The organism is Phenylobacterium sp. LH3H17, from assembly GCF_024298925.1.
In the GTDB taxonomy this organism is placed as follows: Bacteria; Pseudomonadota; Alphaproteobacteria; order Caulobacterales; family Caulobacteraceae; genus Phenylobacterium.
Map to the genome: position 1 here is coordinate 3,977,268 of NZ_CP101283.1, position 16,257 is coordinate 3,993,524.

The window sequence follows — 16,257 nt, forward strand, 5'->3', positions numbered from 1 at the left end:
GGCGCGCGCCTGTGGTCTATGGCGGCCATGGTCCGCGTCCTGATCGCCGCCGTCGTCTTCCTCGCCCTGGCCTTCAACGGCCCCGTCGCCATGGCGGCCACGATGCACGCCTCTGCCGCGATGACAGCGACCATGGACGACTGCGGCGCGCCGATGGACGAGGAAACCTGCCCGGCGGGTTGCGTGCTGTGTCACGCCATGCCGGCTGCGACACCGTTCTTGACGGTCCTTCGTGTCGCCTTCGCCGCCCTGGTTCCGGCCGCGCCGCGCCAGATGGTGGGATTGAACCTCACGCCGGAAACGCCCCCGCCGCGCGGCTGAGGGATATCCGAGCCAACCGTTCAATCACATCACGGCCCGTGAGGCCGAAAGGATCGCTATGAAAAACCCGATGAAGACCCTGGCGCTCGCCGCCTTCCTCGCCACGCTCGGCGGGGGCGCCGCCCTCGCCGCGGATCAGGCCACGAAGATGGACTGCTGCGCCAAGTGCGAGTGCTGCAAGGACAAACCGGCGGACGGCAAGCCCGCCCAGCCGCAGCCCGAACACAAGCACTAGGACCGACCGGCGGGCGCGGCCTTCGGGCCGCGTCCGCCACCCTCGCCGCGTAACAACCTAGCGTTTGCCGCCTGTCACGGCTCCGCCTAGCATCCCGGCCGATGTCGGGAGAATTCTCATGCGCAAGCTTCTGGTCGCGGCCGCGGCCCTCACCCTGGGGATGGGCGCGATGACCGCGCAGGCCGCCCCCAGCGTTTCCGCCCCGTTGATCGAGCGGACCAAGTTCTTCGGAAATCCCAGCCGCAGCCAGGGCCGCATCAGCCCGGACGGCAAGTGGCTGGCCTGGATCGCCCCGCGCGACGGGGTGCAGAACATCTGGGTCGCGCCGATCGCCGATCCGGCCAAGGCCAAGCCGCTCACCGATGAGAAGACCCGACCGATCCGCAGCTATTTCTGGGCGCCCAACGCCTCCCAGATCCTGTTCGTCAACGACAAGGGCGGCGATGAGAACTTCCTGCTCTACGGGGTCGAGGTGGCCAGCGGCGTGCAGACGACGCTCACCCCCTTCGAGAAGACCCGCGTCCAGGTCCTGGGCATCAGCCGCGAGGTGAAGGACCGCATCCTGGTGGGGCTGAACAACCGCGACCCCCGCTGGCACGACGTCCACAGCCTGGACCTCGCGACCGGCAAGCTGTCCCTGGTCCTGCAGGGCGACGGCTTCGGCGGCTTCGATATCGACGAGCAGCTCCAGGTCCGCACCGCGTACAGGCCGCGGCCTGACGGCGGCTATGACCTCTATGCCGTCGAGAACGGGAAGGTCGCGCCAGCGGTCGCCGAAACCGTCGGCTTCGAGGACACCGGCAGCTTCCAAGGCGTCGGCTTCACCGTCGATGGCGCGACCCGCTATTGGGTCGATCCGCGCAACCGCGACACCGCCGTCCTCGTCGCCCAGGACGTGAAGTCCGGCGCCCGCACGGTGCTGGGCGAAAGCTCCAAGGCCGACATCGGCAGCGCCATGATCAACCCCAGGACCGGCAAGGTGGAGGCCTATGCGGTCAACTACCTGACCACCGAATGGAAGGTCGTCGATCCGGCGGTGAAGGGCGACCTGGAGTTCCTGGAGAAGAACCTCGAGGGCGAGATCGCCGTCACCTCGCGCACCGACGCCGACGACCTGTGGACCGTGGCGGTCGACCCGGTCACCGCGCCCTCGGCGCTCTACCTCTACGACCGCAAGGCCAGGGCGCTCAGCAAGCTCTATGTCACCCGGCCGGAGCTGGAGGGGGCGACCCTGGCGGCCATGCATCCGGTGGAGATCAAGTCCCGCGACGGCCTGGTCCAGGCCTCCTATCTCACCCTGCCGCCAGGTTGGGACAGCAATGGCGATGGCAAGCCCGACAAGCCCCTGCCCATGGTCCTGCTGGTCCATGGCGGGCCCTGGGGCCGCGACGTCTATGGCTATAACGGCCAGCACCAATGGCTGGCCAACCGCGGCTATGCGGTGCTGTCGGCCAACTTCCGAGCCTCCACCGGCTTCGGAAAGGCGTTCGTCAACGCCGGCAACCTGGAATGGGGCGCCAGGATGCACGACGATCTGCTGGACGCCGTCGACTGGGCCGTGAAGAACGGCGTCACCACCAAGGACCAGGTGGCGATCATGGGCGGGTCCTATGGCGGCTACGCCACCCTGGCCGGGCTGGCGTTCACGCCGGACGTCTTCGCCTGCGGGGTGGACATCGTCGGCCCTTCGAACCTCAACACCCTGCTCTCGACCGTACCCGCCTACTGGGAGGCCGGCCGCAAGCAGATGTACCGCCGGATGGGCGATCCCGGCACGCCGGAGGGCGCGGCCCTGCTGAAGGAGCGCTCGCCGCTCACCAAGGCCGACCGGATCAAGAAGCCCCTGCTGATCGGCCAGGGCGCCAACGATCCGCGGGTGAACCAGGCCGAGAGCGATCAGATCGTCAAGGCGCTGCAGGCCAAGAACATCCCGGTGACCTATGCCCTGTTCCCCGACGAGGGCCACGGCTTCGCCCGGCCGGAGAACAACATCGCCTTCTATGCGACGGCGGAACACTTCCTGGGTCGCTGCCTGGGCGGTCGGGCCGAGCCCTTCGGCGCCGCCCTCGTCAAGACATCGATGACCGTCCCGCACGGCGCGGAGTTCGCACCCGGCCTGGAGGCGGCTCTGAAGGCGAAGGTTCAGTAGAGTTAAGATGGGGCGTTTGACGTCGTCGGACGCCCCCTTCCGTCACAAAACGCAGCCAGAGTTGACCCCGGCAGGGGTTGACTAAACGCGCCCGCGCCTCAAGAAACCGCCGCAATCACTTGGCTCAGGAGTTCTCTCGATGACCGTACGCGTCGCCATCAATGGTTTCGGCCGCATCGGCAGGCTTGTCCTGCGCTCGATCGTCGAACATGCGCGCCGCGATATCGAGGTCGTCGCGATCAACGACCTGGGCCCCGTCGAGACCAACGCCCACCTGCTGCGCTACGACAGCGTGCACGGCCGTTTCCCGGGCATGGTCACCGTCGACGGCGACTCGATCGATGTGGGCCTGGGCAAGATCAAGGTCACCGCGATCCGCAATCCGGCCGAGTTGCCGCACAAGGACCTCGGCGTCGACATCGCCTTCGAGTGCACCGGCCTGTTCACCTCCAAGGACAAGGCCAAGGCCCACCTGGACGCCGGCGCCAAGCGCGTCATGGTCTCGGCCCCCTGCACCGACGCCGACAAGACCATCGTCTATGGCGTCAACCACGAGACCCTGACCGCCGCCGACCTGGTGGTCTCGAACGCGTCCTGCACCACCAACTGCCTGGCGCCGATCGCCAAGGTCCTGCACGACCTGGCCGGCATCGAGCGCGGCTACATGACCACCATCCACTCCTACACCGGCGACCAGCCGACCCTCGACACCATGCACTCGGACCTCTACCGGGCGCGGGCCGCGGCCATGTCGATGATCCCGACCTCTACCGGCGCGGCCAAGGCGCTGGGCCTGGTGATCCCGGAACTGCAGGGCAAGCTGGACGGCTCCTCGATCCGCGTGCCGACCCCCAATGTCTCGGTGGTGGACCTGACCTGGGTCCCCGGCCGCACGCTGACCAAGGAAGAGATCAACGAGGCCCTGACCGCCGCGGCGACCAAGGGGCCGCTGAAAGGCGTGCTAGCGGTGACCAACGATCCGCTGGTCTCCATCGATTTCAACCACATCGCCGCCTCCTCGACCGCGGCGCTCGCCCAGACCCAGGTCATCGACGGCGGCCTCGGCCGGGTGCTCTCCTGGTACGACAACGAGTGGGGCTTCTCCACCCGGATGGCCGACACCGCGCTCGCCATGGCCAAGCTGATCTAAGATCAGAGCCATGACCCCGGCCCTTTCACCGCTCATCCCGGCGAAGGCCGGGACCCAGGTGAAACCCACCCAGCGCCCCGGATGCATCTGGGCCCCGGCCTTCGCCGGGGTGAGCGGAGATATTGCATGACCTTCCGAACGCTGGACGACGCGGACCTCTCCGGCAAACGCGCCCTGGTGCGCGTGGATCTCAATGTCCCCATGGCCGACGGGCAGGTGTCGGACGACACCCGCCTGCGCGCCGTGGTCCCGACCATCGCCAAGCTGGCCAAGGAAGGCGCCAAGGTCGTCCTGCTGGCCCACTTCGACCGGCCCAAGGGCAAGGTGGTTCCCGAGATGAGCCTCAAGCCCATCGCCCCGGCCCTAGCCGAGGTGCTGGGCGCCCCGGTGGCCTTCGCCGCCGACTGCGTGGGCGAGGTCGCGGCCTCGGCGATCGCCACGATGAAGCCGGGCGACGTCCTGCTGCTGGAGAACGTCCGGTTCCATCCGGGCGAGGAGAAGAACGACCCGGACTTCGCCAAGGCGCTGGCCGCCAACGGCGACCTCTATGTGAACGACGCCTTCTCCGCCGCCCATCGGGCGCACGCCTCCACCGAGGGGATCGCCCGCATGCTGCCGGCCTATGCGGGCGAACAGATGCGCCGCGAGCTGGAGATGCTGGAGGCCGCGCTGGGCAAGCCCAAGCGCCCGGTCCTGGGCATCGTCGGGGGCTCCAAGGTCTCCACCAAGCTCGACCTGCTGAACAACCTGGTGAAGAAGCTGGACCGGCTCGCCATCGGCGGCGGCATGGCCAACACCTTCCTGGCGGCCCAGGGCGTCGACGTGGGCGCCTCGCTCTGCGAGCACGACCTGGCCGACACCGCCCGCGAGATCATGGCGAGCGCCAAGGCCGCCGGCTGCGAGCTGCTGCTGCCTATCGACGTGGTGGTCGCCCAGGAGGTGAAGCCCGGCGTGGCGGCCAATGTCCGCGACCTGGCCGACATCCAGGGCGCCGACCGTATTCTCGACGCCGGGCCCAAGACGCTCGCCAAGCTGATTGCGGCGATCGACGGCTCGGCGACCCTGATCTGGAACGGCCCGCTGGGCGTGTTCGAGGTCCCGCCCTTCGACAAGGCGACGGTCGAGGCCGCCCTCCACGCGGCCGAACGGGCCAAGGCCGGCAAGCTGGTGGCCGTGGCGGGCGGGGGTGATACAGTCGCGGCCCTGAACGTTGCCGGCGTCGCCGACGATTTCACCTTCGTCTCCACGGCGGGCGGCGCGTTTCTTGAATGGATGGAAGGCAAGGAGCTGCCCGGAGTGGCGGCGCTGGCCATTTAGATACGACTTTTGGAGGGCAGGGCATGGCCCGGGTTACTTTGAGACAACTTCTGGATCACGCGGCCGAGCAGGGCTACGGGGTTCCGGCGTTCAATATCAACAATATGGAACAGGGCCTGGCGATCATGGAGGCCGCCGACGCGGTCGACGCGCCAGTCATCATCCAGGCCAGCCGGGGCGCGCGCTCCTACGCCAACGACATCGTGCTGAAGCACCTGATCGACGCCCTGGCCGAGATGTACCCGCACATCCCGATCTGCATGCACCAGGACCACGGCAACAACGAAGCCACCTGCGCCACCGCGATCCAGTACGGCTTCACCTCGGTGATGATGGACGGCTCGCTGAAGGCCGACGGCAAGACGCCGGCCGACTACGACTACAACGTCAAGGTCACCCGCAACGTGGTCGACATGGCCCACTGGGTGGGCGCCTCGGTCGAAGGTGAGCTGGGCGTGCTGGGGTCTCTCGAGACCGGCATGGGCGAGAAGGAGGACGGCCACGGCTTCGAGGGCAAGCTCGGCCATGACCAGCTGCTGACCGATCCCGACCAGGCCGTCGAGTTCGTGAAGGCCACCGAGGTCGACGCGCTCGCCATCGCCATGGGCACCAGCCACGGCGCCTACAAGTTCACCCGCAAGCCGGACGGCGACGTCCTGGCCATGGGCGTGATCGAGGAGATCCACCGCCGCCTGCCCAACACCCACCTGGTGATGCACGGCTCCTCCTCGGTGCCGCAGGACCTGCAGGACATCATCAACAAGTACGGCGGCGAGATGCCCCAGACCTGGGGCGTTCCGGTCGAGGAGATCCAGCGCGGCATCAAGCACGGCGTGCGCAAGATCAACATCGACACCGACAACCGGATGGCCATGACCGGCGCCATCCGCAAGATCTTCGCCGAGCACCCGGGCGAGTTCGACCCGCGCAAGTATCTGAAGCCCGCCATGGACGCCATGCGCGCGGTCTGCCGCCAGCGCATGGAAGAGTTCGGCGCCGCGGGCCAAGCCGGCAAGATCACCCCGATCCCGCTGTCGGTCATGGCCAAGCGCTACGCCGCCGGCGAACTGGCCCCGAAGATCGGCATCTCGCGCCACGCGGCGGAATAGCATCCAGACGCCCGACCCTCGCAAAGCCGTCGCCCTCGGGCGGCGGCTTTCGCATGGCCGCTGGAACTTCGGCAGGGGCGGTCGACTTCCTAGCCCATGAAGCGCGCCCTCCCCATCCTGCTCGCCATCGCCGGGCTGACCGCGGTGGCCGCGTTCGGCGGCTGGACCTTCTATGCCGGGTCGAGCATCGGCGGCGGCTGGTCGAGCCTCGGGCCGATCATGCTCTATGTGGTGGGCGGCCTGCTGGTGGTCGGCGCCCTCACCGGCGGGCTGATGTGGCTGGCCTTCCACTCCGCGCGGCACGGCTACGACGAGCCCTATGACGTCAACCGGCCTGGCGGCGGGCGCCCGGATTCGAAAGTTTAGTCGTCCACATTGGCTCCGCGCATCTCGCGCACGAAGATGAAGCCGATGACGGCCGTCGCCAGGGCGATGACCACCGGGTACCAGAGCCCGAAATAGATGTTGCCCGTGGCCGCCACCATGGCGAAGGCCGTGGTGGGCAGGAAGCCGCCGAACCAGCCGTTGCCGATATGGTAGGGCAGCGACATCGAGGTGTAGCGGATCTTGGCCGGGAACATCTCCACCAGGGCCGCGGCGACCGGTCCATAGACCATGGTCACATAGATCATCAGGACGAACAGCAGGCCCACGACAGCGGGCTTGTTGACCTTGTCCGGGTCGGCCTTGGCGGGATAGCCCGCCTCGCCGAGCGCCGTGGTCAGCATCTTGGTCCAGTCGGCCTTGGCGGCGGCGAACTCAAGCTTGGCGAGCGGCCGACCGTCGAAGCTGCGGACTTCGGTCCCGCCGATCCTGATGACCGCCGTAGCGCCGGCCGGGGCGACCTGGTTCTCATAACTAACCCCGGCGGTGGCGAGCGCCGACTTGGCCACGTCGCAGGACGAGGTGAAGGCGGTCTTGCCGACCGGATCGAACTGGAAGGAGCAGTCGGCGGGGTCGGCGATCACCGTCACGGGCGCACTGGCCGAGGCCGCCGCCAGGGCCGGATTGGCCGCCACGGTCAGCGCGTTGAAGATCGGGAAATAGGTCACGGCCGCCAGCAGGCAGCCGGCCAGGATGATCGGCTTGCGGCCGATCTTGTCCGACAGCCAGCCGAACACCACGAAGAACGGCGTCCCCAGCAGCAGGGCCACCGCGATCAGGGTGTTGGTCAGGGGCCCGTCGACCTTCAGCGTCTTTTCGAGGAAGAACAGGGCGTAGAATTGGCCAGTGTACCAGACCACCGCCTGGCCGGCGGTGAGGCCGACCAGGGCCAGGATGACGATCTTCAGATTCTTCCACTCGCCGAAGGCCTCGGTCAGCGGCTTCTTCGAGGTCGTGCCCTCGTCGACCATCTTCTGGAAGACCGGGCTCTCGTTGAGTTTCAGCCGGATCCACAGCGAGACGCCCAGCAGCACCGAGGAGACCAGGAACGGGATGCGCCAGGCCCAGGCCTTGAACACCTCCTCGCCCAGCATCGTGCGGACCAGAAGGATGACGATCAGGCTGAGGAAGAGGCCGAGCGTCGCGGTGGTCTGGATCCAGCTGGTGTAGAGGCCGCGCTTACCGGGCGGGGCGTGCTCGGCCACATAGGTCGCGGCCCCGCCGTACTCGCCGCCCAGGGCCAGGCCCTGCAGCAGGCGCATGAGGATCAGCGCGATCGGCGCGGCCACCCCGATCTGGTCGTAGCCCGGCAGCAGGCCGACCGCGAAGGTCGAGAGCCCCATCAGCAGCATGGTGACCAGGAAGGTGTTCTTGCGGCCCCAGAGGTCGCCCAGCCGGCCGAACACCAGGGCCCCGAACGGACGCACCGCAAACCCTGCGGCGAAGGCCAGCAGGGCGAAGATGTAGCCGGTGGTCTCGTTGACCCCCGAGAAGAAGTGCAGGGTGATGAACCCGGCCAGGGAACCGTAGAGGTAGAAGTCGTACCACTCGAAGACCGTGCCGGCCGAGGCGGCGCCGATGATCAGCCGGTGGTTCCTGGTCCCGACGTCGGCGACCTGTCCTTCCGCCACTGCGTCCTGCGCCATCCTGCCCCCCACTGATGTCGGGGCGAGCCTAGCGGCATTTGTAGGAGGTCAGAAGGCCATTCCAGGCTCCACGTCCCCCTCTCCCCGCTCGTCATGGCCGGGCTTGTCCCGGCCATCCATAGACACCAAGCTTGGCCATGGATCCGGTGCACGCGAACAACGCCGTCTACATGCTCGCCAGCCGCAAGCACGGCACGCTCTACGTCGGCGTGACCAGCGACCTGATCAAACGCATCCACGAGCATCGTGAAGACTCGGCTTCACCAGCCGCTACGGCGTGAAGCGTCTCGTCTGGTTCCGCCGGTGCTTCACGGTGGTCGAGGCCATCTGGTGGGAAAAACGGCTGAAGAAGTATCGGCGCGATTGGAAGATCAACCTGATCGAGCAGGACAATCCGAACTGGGATGACCTCTACCCAAATCTCTTCTGACGGAGATCATGGGTGGCCGGCACAAAGGCCGGCCATGACGAGCTTGAGGGGGAAGTGCTCTCTGGCACGCCTCCCCTTCCTAGTTAGTGACCGCCGCCGCCCTCGAGTTCGCCCAGCGCGCTCTGCAGGTAGTTCTGCTCGCCCAGCGACCGGACGAGGGACAGTTGGGTCTCCAGGAAGTCGATGTGCCCCTCGGTGTCGGTGAGGATCTCGCGCAGGATCTGGCGCGAGACGAAGTCGGACGCCCCCTCGCATTCCCGGATGCCCTCGATCTGCTCGGCCCGGCCGGCGATCTCCACCGACAGGTCGGAGGCCATGCACTCGGGCACGTTCTCGCCGATCTTCAGCTTGTGCAGATCCTGCAGGTTGGGCAGGCCATCCAGGAACAGGATGCGCTTGATGAGCTTGTCGGCGTGCTTCATCTCGCCGATCGACTCGTCATAGGTGATCTTGGCGAGCTTCGCGAAGCCCCAGTTCTCGTACATCCGCGCATGCAGGAAGTACTGGTTCACCGAGGTCAGCTCGTTGGTGAGCACGGCGTTCAGCCGCCGGATGATCGCCTTGTCGCCTTGCATGTGAAGCTCCTCGAATCCCGTCTCGAGGCGCAACCTCATCCGCGGGGAAACCCGTGTCAAAGTCTATATTTGCAAGTGATTCCGCGTTTCGTTCGCAAGCCCTCGCGGCGCGCGAAGGTCAGGCCGCCGGGCATGGGGAGACCCTCGTCGGTGTCGGAACGAAGCTGGCTGTGTCATTCGATCGCGGCCGACGCTTCAGCCGGCGCGAGGCCTATTCGGCGGCGTAGCGCAGGGCTTCGTCCTGCTCGGCGATCATCTCGCGCATGTCGCAGACGCAGCGGGCGCACTGGGGCCGCGAGCCACAGGCGCGGAACACTTCAGCCGGGCGTCGGGCGCCGGACTCGATGGCGGCCCGGACCTCGCGCTCTCTGATGCCGTTGCAGTTGCAGACGTACACAGCGGTTCTCTCCGACGACGGCCCACATGTACCAGATGCGAACGCCGTTGCAACTCATTTGCAACAACCATGCCAGACGTCAGAGCGCCCTGCGTCGGTTTGTCGCTGCGGCCAAGCTTGGAGTAACGCGTTTTACGGCGTGAGAGTGCGCCCTTGCTGGCGGTCAAGGAAGATCACCGGCGTCAACCAAGGTTCGGACCATGGACGTCGACGCCCTGTTGCTGTCGCGGCTTCAGTTCGCCTTCACCATTGCGTTCCACATCATCTTTCCCAGTTTCACGATCGGACTGGCCAGTTACCTGGCGGTGCTGGAAGGCTTGTGGCTGACCAGCCGCAACGAGGTGTTCAAGACTCTCTATCTGTTCTGGCTGAAGATCTTCGCGATCTCCTTCGGCATGGGCGTCGTCACCGGGGTGGTGATGAGCTACGAGCTGGGCGCCAACTGGAGCGTGTTCTCCGCCGTGGCCGCCCCGGTGATCGGGCCGCTCCTGGCCTTCGAGGTCCTCACCGCCTTCTTCCTCGAGGCCAGCTTCCTGGGGATCATGCTGTTCGGCTGGAAGAAGGTCGGCCCCGGCCTGCACTTCGCGGCCACCGTGCTGGTGGCGGTCGGCACCCTGATCTCGGCCTTCTGGATCATCTCGGCCAATAGCTGGATGCAGCATCCGACCGGCTTCGCCCGCACGGCCGAGGGCGGGCTGATCGCGGTGGACTGGATGGAGGTGATCTTCTCGCCCAGCTTCCCCGAGCGGCTGATTCACATGACGCTGGCGGCCTATCTGACCACCGCCCTGGTGGTGGGCGCGGCCTCGGCCTGGCGTCTGCTCAGGCGCCCCGACGAGCCTGAATCCGGCATGGCCCTGCGCATGGCCATCGGCATGTTCGCCATCGTGGCCCCGCTGCAGCTGGTGGCCGGAGACCTGTCGGGCAAGGACGTCCTGCGCCTGCAACCGGCCAAGCTGGCGGCCATCGAGGCCTTCTGGGAGACCAGGTCCGAGCAGGCCTTCCATATCATCGCCTGGCCCGACGGCAGGCTCGAGGCCAATCGCTGGGAACTGTCCATCCCCAAGGTCGGCAGCCTGATCACCGCCGGCAGCATCGACGCCGAGGTCAAGGGCCTGAAGGCCTTCGCGCCCGAGGACCGGCCGCCGGTCGGACTGGTGTTCTGGTCCTTCCGGGTGATGGTGGGCCTGGGCCTGGCCATGATCGGCCTGGGCGCCTGGGGCGCCTGGCTGTGCTGGCGGGGCGGGGCGGAACGCTCCACGTGGTTCCTGCGCGCCTGCGTCGCCATGGGGCCGGCCGGCTTCGTCGCCGTCATCTCCGGCTGGATCGTCGCCGAGGTGGGCCGCCAGCCCTGGGTGATCTACGGCGTCCTGCGCACCGCAGACGCCGTCTCGCCGGTCGGCGCGGGCCAGGTCTCGGCCTCCCTGCTGGGCTTCCTCGTCGTCTACGCGGTGATCTTCTCGGTGGGGGTGCTCTACATCCTGCGCATGATCGCCGAGGGTCCGGCGGTCGGATCGGAGGAGGCGCTGCCCGAGGGCCTGCGCGCCCCGGGCTCGGCCATGGCCGCCGCGCCGCTGGATCCGGGCCAGGGAGGCGCGCCATGAACGGTCTGGACCTGCCGCTGATCTGGGCCGGAATCATCGCCACGGCGGTGCTGCTCTACGTGCTGCTGGACGGCTTCGACCTGGGCGTCGGCATCCTCTTCCCCTTCGCCCGCACGCCGAGGGACCGCGACGTGATGATGGATTCCATCGCCCCGGTCTGGGACGGCAACGAGACCTGGCTGGTGCTGGGCGGCGGCGGCCTGTTCGCGGCCTTCCCGCTCGCCTACTCCGCCATACTGCCGGCCCTCTACCTGCCGGTGATCCTGATGCTGCTGGCGCTGATCCTGCGCGGGGTGGCCTTCGAGTTTCGCATCCGGGGGCGTCGGCGCGGCAAGGCTCTCTGGACCGCGGCCTTCGCCGGGGGCTCGCTCACCGCCGCCATCGCCCAGGGCTTCATCCTGGGCGGCTTCATCCAGGGCGTGACGCTGAAGGGCTCGCAGTTCGCCGGCGGCCCCTTCGACTGGCTCACCCCCTACACCGTGCTGGTGGCCGCGGGCCTGGTCGCCGGCTACGCGCTGTTGGGCGCCACCTGGCTGGTCTGGCGCACCGAGACCGAGCTGCACGGCGACGCCCGCCGCTGGGCGGGGATCGCCGCGGTCGCCGTCGCCGGCCTGCTTGCGGCAGTCAGCTTCGCCACCCTCTTCGTGCATCCCCGGATCGCCGGGCGCTGGGGCTTCGCGAACGGAGCCTTCGATCTGGCCGCCCTCCTGCCGCACCTGCCGATCCCGCTGCTGGGCCTGGCCGGCCTTGCGGTCGTCGCCGTGGGCCTTCGCCGCAAGTCGCACGGCTGGCCGCACGTGGGGGCGACCTTGGTCTTCCTGTCAGGCTATGCGGGCCTCGCCGCCGGGTTCTTCCCCCATATCGTGCCCTACGACATGACCTTCCGGCAGGCGGCCAACCAGGACAATGCGCTAGCCCTCATGCTGGGCGGGGTGGCGATCCTGCTGCCGGTGATCATGGGCTACACGATCTGGGTCTACTGGCTGTTCCGCGGCAAGGTCACGCCCGATGCGGGCTATCATTGAGCCGCCGCCCGAGCCGGGCGATCCCCTGCCGGCGATCTGGAAGCGGCTCGCCTGGTTCGTCGGCCTGGCGGTGGCGGGATCGCTCAGCGTGATGGCCGTCGCCTACCTGCTTAAGGCGCTGTTGCGCTGAGGCCCAGGCGGCTAGAACCGCGCACATGACCGCCGACTGCCGCCTCTACATCATCACCCCGCCGCGCATCGACGACCTGGCCGCCTTCGGCCGGAGCCTGGCGCACGCCATGGACGCCGGGGACGTGGCCGCCCTGCAGATCCGCCTGAAGGACCAGCCCGACGAGATCATCGCCGCGGCCGTCGACGTGCTGATGCCCATCGCCCAGGCCCGCGGCGCCGCGGTCATCCTCAACGACCGCCCCGACCTCGCCGCCCGGCTCGGCTGCGACGGGGTCCATGTGGGCCAGTCGGACGTTTCTTATGCCGAGGCCCGCCGGATCATGGGGCCTGACGCCATGATCGGCGTGACCTGCCACGATAGCCTGCACCTGGCCATGGAGGCGGCGGAGGCCGGCGCCGACTATGTGGCCTTTGGGGCCTTCTATCCGACCACCACCAAGGATGCGCCGACCCGCGCCGATCCTGAGATCCTCACCGGCTGGCAGTCGCATGTGGAGACCCCCTGCGTGGCCATCGGCGGCATCACCGCCGCCAACGCCGCGCCGTTGGCCGCCGCCGGCGCCGACTTCCTGGCGGTCTCGGCCGGGATCTGGGCGCATCCGCAGGGTCCGGCGGCCGCCGTGAAGGCGCTCAACGCCGCCATCGCCGAAGGGCTCGCCCAGCGCCGCTAGGGCGCTCGCCTTGCTTTAAGTCGCCCGTCCAACTAGGTTCCGCGCCCGAATTTCCCGTGTGCGCGCGCAAAGCGACCCCATGTCCAAGATCTCCGCCAACCTGATCAAGCCCGGCTATATCCTGCAGCACGAGGGCGCTCTGTGGGTGGCGGTGAAAGCCGTCCATGTGAAGCCCGGCAAGGGCGGCGCCTTCGCCCAGGTCGAGCTGAAGAACATACTCGACGGCCGAAAGCTGAACGAGCGCTGGCGCACCTCCGACACCGTCGAGCAGGTCCACCTGGACCAGAAGGATTGCACCTTCCTCTACGAACAGGGCGACACCCTGGTCTTCATGGACCAGGCCAATTACGAGCAGACCGAGCTTTCCAAGGACTTCGTCGGCGAGGACCAGGTGCGCTTCCTGCAGGACGGCATGGCCGTGAAGCTGCAGACGTTCGAGGACCGCCCGATCAGCATCGCCCTGCCCGACCACGTGGTCCTGACCATCGTCGAGGCCGACGCCGTGGTGAAGAACCAGACGGCGTCCTCATCCTACAAGCCCGCCAAGGCCGACAACGGCATGCGCATCCTCATCCCGCCCTATATGGAAGCCGGCGAGCGCGTTCTGGTCTCCACCGAGACCGGCGAATACCTCCGCCGCGCCGACTGATCGGAACCCAGCCGTGTCCACGCAAACCGCCCTCCTGAAGGTCATGACCGACGCCGCCCGCAAGGCCGCGCGGGGTCTCAATCGCGACTTCGGCGAGCTGTCCGAGCTTCAGGTGGCCAGGAAGGCGCCGGCCGACTTCGTCTCCGCCGCCGACCTGAAGGCCGAGCAGACCATCTTCGAGGTGCTGCAGCACGCCCGTCCCGGCTACGGCTTCCTGGGCGAGGAGCGGGGCCTGATCGAAGGGACCGACAAGACCCACACCTGGATCGTCGACCCCCTGGACGGCACCACCAACTTCCTGCACGCCATCCCGCACTTCGCCATCAACATCGCCCTGCAGCGCGACGGGGCGATCGTGGCGGCGGTGACCTACAACCCGGTGACCAACGAGCTGTTCTGGGCCGAGAAGGGCAAGGGCTGCTTCGTCAACGACAAGCGCCTGCGGGTGGCCCAGCGAACGCGCCTGGACGAGAGCGTGCTGGGCTGCGGCATCCCGTTCCTCGGCCACGGCCAGCACGCCAAGTTCCTCAAGGAGCTGCACCAGATGAGCCAGCGAGTGGCCGGTGTCCGCCGCTTCGGCGCCGCGGCGCTCGACCTGGCCTATGTGGCTGCCGGTCGGCTCGACGGATTCTGGGAGCGCGACCTGAAGCCCTGGGACATGGCCGCGGGCATGCTGCTGATCACCGAGGCCGGCGGCAAGGTCACCTCGGCCGACGGCGGCGACGACATCCTCGAGGCGGGCAGCATCTGCGGGGCCAATCTCGACCTCCAGCCCCTGATGGTCGAACGCCTGAAGGCCGCGGCCTAGACCCAGTCCCTGAGCGCCGCCGCGATCTCGGCCATGGCCACGGGCCACTGGTCGAGCTGAGGGGGACTGAACACGCGGGCCTGGGGATACCAGGGATAGGCGTCGGTCCCCAGCTGGGTCCAGGCGCCGCGCGGGGTGATCAGCCACAGCGCAGCCCCCGTCGCCCCGGCCAGGTTGGTGGTGACGTTGGACGGCCCGATCACCAGGTCCAGCGCGCCGCAGAGGGCGGCGACGTCGTCCAGGTCGTCCTTCAGGTCGATGCCCGGCGGCGTCCATAGCCCCGGGATCGGGCCCACGCCGTATTGCAGGTTCACGAAGCTGACGGCGGGCGTGGCCAGGACGGGCGCCCAGGTCTCGAAGGGCGCGAAATGGCGCACCCGTTCGGCGTCCATCACCAGGCTCCGCCAGAGCACCCCGACCTTGCGGCCGGGCCCGGCCTGGGCCAGCACGGCCCGCCAGTGCGCAACCCGCGCCGGATCGGCCTTCAGATACCCGCCGACGCCGAAGGTCTCGGGCGTCCGACGCAGCCGCGCCAGGGGTTGGCCCATGGTCGCCCAAACATCGATCTCGCCCAGGCGATCCTTGAGGAAAGGGACGGTGCGGGCGCTGTGATGGTCTACCTTGAAGCTGGCGTGGGCGCCGACCTCGGCCTTCGGAAACGAGCGGGCGAAGAGCGGGACCAGGCGCGGCTCGACGGCCAGGATCAACCGCCCGTCGGGACCGAGTTCTCCGGCGAGGTCGGGCAGGATCTGGGCGAACAGGACCTCGTCACCGACCCCCTGCTCGCCGACCATCAGCAGGGTCTTGCCCTCCAGGTCGGGAGCGTCGCGCCAGGCCGGCGCGTCGATGGTGAAGTGGACGGCGTCCTCATAGGCGGGATCGTGGCGCGCGGCATAGGCGGCCCAGCCCTCGGCGAGATCGCCCCGCGCCAGCAGGGCCCAGGCGCGGGCCACGCGCATGGCGCCCGCCTCGTCCGGCGGCACGGCCGCGATGGCGGCGTCGAAGTCGGCGATGACCCCGTCGGTCACCCCCGCCGCCAGCCTGGCCATGGCGCGGTTGTAGAGCGCGCCTGCGAAGCTCGGCTCCAGCCGCAGGGCCTCGTCGTAGAAGACCAGGGCCTGCTCGGTCTGGCCCTGCAGGGTGAGCACCGAGGCCAGGGTGTTCCACAGCATGGCGCTGCCCGGATTGGCCTGGATCGCGCCGCGCAGGGTCTCGATGGCGGCCGCGAACTTCATCTGGTCACGCTGGGCGAGGCCCAGATTGTTGAGCGCATCGACCGAGCCGGGCCGGCGGGACAGGTAGCTGCGCAGCAGGCCTTCGGCCACGGGGGCCATGCCCATCTTCAGGGCCAGCCGGGCCAGATCGCTCGCAAGCTCCGGCTCGTCGGGCGAGAAGCCGAGCGCCGCCTCATAGGCCTGCAGGGCGCCGGTGAAGTCGCCGGACTTCTCGCGGCAGACGCCCAGGATGTGCCAGGCGGGGGCGCTGGTCTCGTCGACGTCCAGGGCCGCCAGCGCCGCCTTGGCCGCCTCGTCGCGGCGCCCGGCGCGGACGGCGTCGAGCGCCTTGCGCAGCAAGGGCTGGAGCGCAGGCGCCACAGGCTTGGGGTGACTGGTGATGGCGGCCATCCGGAAGCGGCGAGACGGAGCGAAGGTAGC

19 protein-coding genes are annotated in these 16,257 nt (G+C 68.3%); 15 read left to right on the forward strand and 4 right to left on the reverse strand.

The genetic code is table 11. From position 1 onward, the window contains the following. Nucleotides 1-27 precede the first annotated feature (27 nt). The 7 genes from M9M90_RS19655 (at nt 28) to M9M90_RS19685 (ending at nt 6,647) form a co-directional block, all read left to right on the forward strand. Nucleotides 28-321 carry a hypothetical protein gene (locus tag M9M90_RS19655; protein ID WP_254834919.1) on the forward strand — a complete coding sequence of 98 codons (294 nt, stop codon included), beginning with the start codon at nt 28-30 and terminating at the stop codon, nt 319-321. A gap of 58 nt (nt 322-379) precedes the next feature. Then, on the forward strand, nt 380-556 hold the full coding sequence (locus M9M90_RS19660) for a hypothetical protein (protein ID WP_254834920.1): 177 nt from the start codon (nt 380-382) through the stop codon (nt 554-556). Between the two features lie 118 nt (nt 557-674). Continuing rightward, nucleotides 675-2,705, forward strand: a complete 2,031-nt coding sequence (locus tag M9M90_RS19665; RefSeq protein ID WP_254834921.1) for a S9 family peptidase — start codon at nt 675-677, stop codon at nt 2,703-2,705. 139 nt (nt 2,706-2,844) lie between these two features. Beyond that, the gene (gap, locus tag M9M90_RS19670; protein ID WP_254834922.1) at nt 2,845-3,855 is read left to right on the forward strand and encodes a type I glyceraldehyde-3-phosphate dehydrogenase; all 1,011 of its coding nucleotides are present in this window, start codon (nt 2,845-2,847) and stop codon (nt 3,853-3,855) included. A 126-nt stretch (nt 3,856-3,981) separates the two neighbouring features. Further along, nucleotides 3,982-5,172: a phosphoglycerate kinase gene (gene pgk, locus M9M90_RS19675; protein ID WP_254834923.1), complete on the forward strand. Its 1,191-nt coding sequence runs from the start codon at nt 3,982-3,984 to the stop codon at nt 5,170-5,172. A 23-nt stretch (nt 5,173-5,195) separates the two neighbouring features. Next, entirely contained in the window at nt 5,196-6,281 is a 1,086-nt protein-coding gene (fba, locus tag M9M90_RS19680) for a class II fructose-bisphosphate aldolase (protein WP_254834924.1), read from the forward strand. 96 nt (nt 6,282-6,377) lie between these two features. Then, nucleotides 6,378-6,647 (forward strand): hypothetical protein, encoded by a 270-nt coding sequence (locus M9M90_RS19685; protein WP_254834925.1) that lies wholly within the window; start codon nt 6,378-6,380, stop codon nt 6,645-6,647. Here M9M90_RS19685 and M9M90_RS19690 read toward each other — a convergent pair. Further along, the gene (locus M9M90_RS19690) at nt 6,644-8,311 is read right to left on the reverse strand and encodes an MFS transporter (protein WP_254834926.1); all 1,668 of its coding nucleotides are present in this window, start codon (nt 8,309-8,311) and stop codon (nt 6,644-6,646) included. The genes M9M90_RS19685 and M9M90_RS19690 overlap by 4 nt on opposite strands. 137 nt (nt 8,312-8,448) lie before the next feature. On the opposite strand from M9M90_RS19690, the gene M9M90_RS21330 reads away from it, so the two are divergent. Beyond that, entirely contained in the window at nt 8,449-8,592 is a 144-nt protein-coding gene (locus M9M90_RS21330) for a GIY-YIG nuclease family protein (RefSeq protein WP_371876941.1), read from the forward strand. Next, nucleotides 8,589-8,741: a hypothetical protein gene (locus tag M9M90_RS21335; protein WP_371876879.1), complete on the forward strand. Its 153-nt coding sequence runs from the start codon at nt 8,589-8,591 to the stop codon at nt 8,739-8,741. Before M9M90_RS21330 ends, M9M90_RS21335 begins: the two co-directional genes overlap by 4 nt. 83 nt (nt 8,742-8,824) lie before the next feature. On the opposite strand, the gene bfr is transcribed toward M9M90_RS21335, so the two are convergent. After that, nucleotides 8,825-9,316, reverse strand: a complete 492-nt coding sequence (bfr, locus tag M9M90_RS19700; protein ID WP_254834927.1) for a bacterioferritin — start codon at nt 9,314-9,316, stop codon at nt 8,825-8,827. A gap of 211 nt (nt 9,317-9,527) precedes the next feature. After that, nucleotides 9,528-9,713 (reverse strand): bacterioferritin-associated ferredoxin, encoded by a 186-nt coding sequence (locus tag M9M90_RS19705; protein ID WP_254834928.1) that lies wholly within the window; start codon nt 9,711-9,713, stop codon nt 9,528-9,530. Nucleotides 9,714-9,913: 200 nt separating this feature from the next. Here M9M90_RS19705 and M9M90_RS19710 point away from each other — a divergent pair, with 200 nt between their 5' ends. The 6 genes from M9M90_RS19710 (at nt 9,914) to M9M90_RS19735 (ending at nt 14,602) form a co-directional block, all read left to right on the forward strand. After that, nucleotides 9,914-11,317, forward strand: coding sequence for a cytochrome ubiquinol oxidase subunit I (locus tag M9M90_RS19710; protein ID WP_254834929.1), 1,404 nt, complete (start codon nt 9,914-9,916; stop codon nt 11,315-11,317). Beyond that, nucleotides 11,314-12,342 (forward strand): cytochrome d ubiquinol oxidase subunit II, encoded by a 1,029-nt coding sequence (gene cydB, locus M9M90_RS19715; protein ID WP_254834930.1) that lies wholly within the window; start codon nt 11,314-11,316, stop codon nt 12,340-12,342. The genes M9M90_RS19710 and cydB overlap by 4 nt, the downstream gene beginning before the upstream one ends. Further along, nucleotides 12,326-12,472 (forward strand): hypothetical protein, encoded by a 147-nt coding sequence (locus M9M90_RS19720; protein ID WP_254834931.1) that lies wholly within the window; start codon nt 12,326-12,328, stop codon nt 12,470-12,472. Before cydB ends, M9M90_RS19720 begins: the two co-directional genes overlap by 17 nt. A 25-nt stretch (nt 12,473-12,497) precedes the next feature. Continuing rightward, entirely contained in the window at nt 12,498-13,145 is a 648-nt protein-coding gene (thiE, locus tag M9M90_RS19725; RefSeq protein ID WP_254834932.1) for a thiamine phosphate synthase, read from the forward strand. Nucleotides 13,146-13,224: 79 nt separating this feature from the next. After that, complete coding sequence (efp, locus tag M9M90_RS19730) at nt 13,225-13,794, forward strand: elongation factor P (RefSeq protein ID WP_254834933.1); 570 nt, start codon at nt 13,225-13,227, stop codon at nt 13,792-13,794. Between the two features lie 13 nt (nt 13,795-13,807). Then, the gene (locus M9M90_RS19735) at nt 13,808-14,602 is read left to right on the forward strand and encodes an inositol monophosphatase family protein (RefSeq protein WP_254834934.1); all 795 of its coding nucleotides are present in this window, start codon (nt 13,808-13,810) and stop codon (nt 14,600-14,602) included. Here M9M90_RS19735 and M9M90_RS19740 read toward each other — a convergent pair. Then, nucleotides 14,599-16,227: a tetratricopeptide repeat protein gene (locus M9M90_RS19740; RefSeq protein ID WP_254834935.1), complete on the reverse strand. Its 1,629-nt coding sequence runs from the start codon at nt 16,225-16,227 to the stop codon at nt 14,599-14,601. The two genes, M9M90_RS19735 and M9M90_RS19740, sit on opposite strands and share 4 nt — an antisense overlap. Between the last annotated feature and the right edge of the window lie 30 nt (nt 16,228-16,257).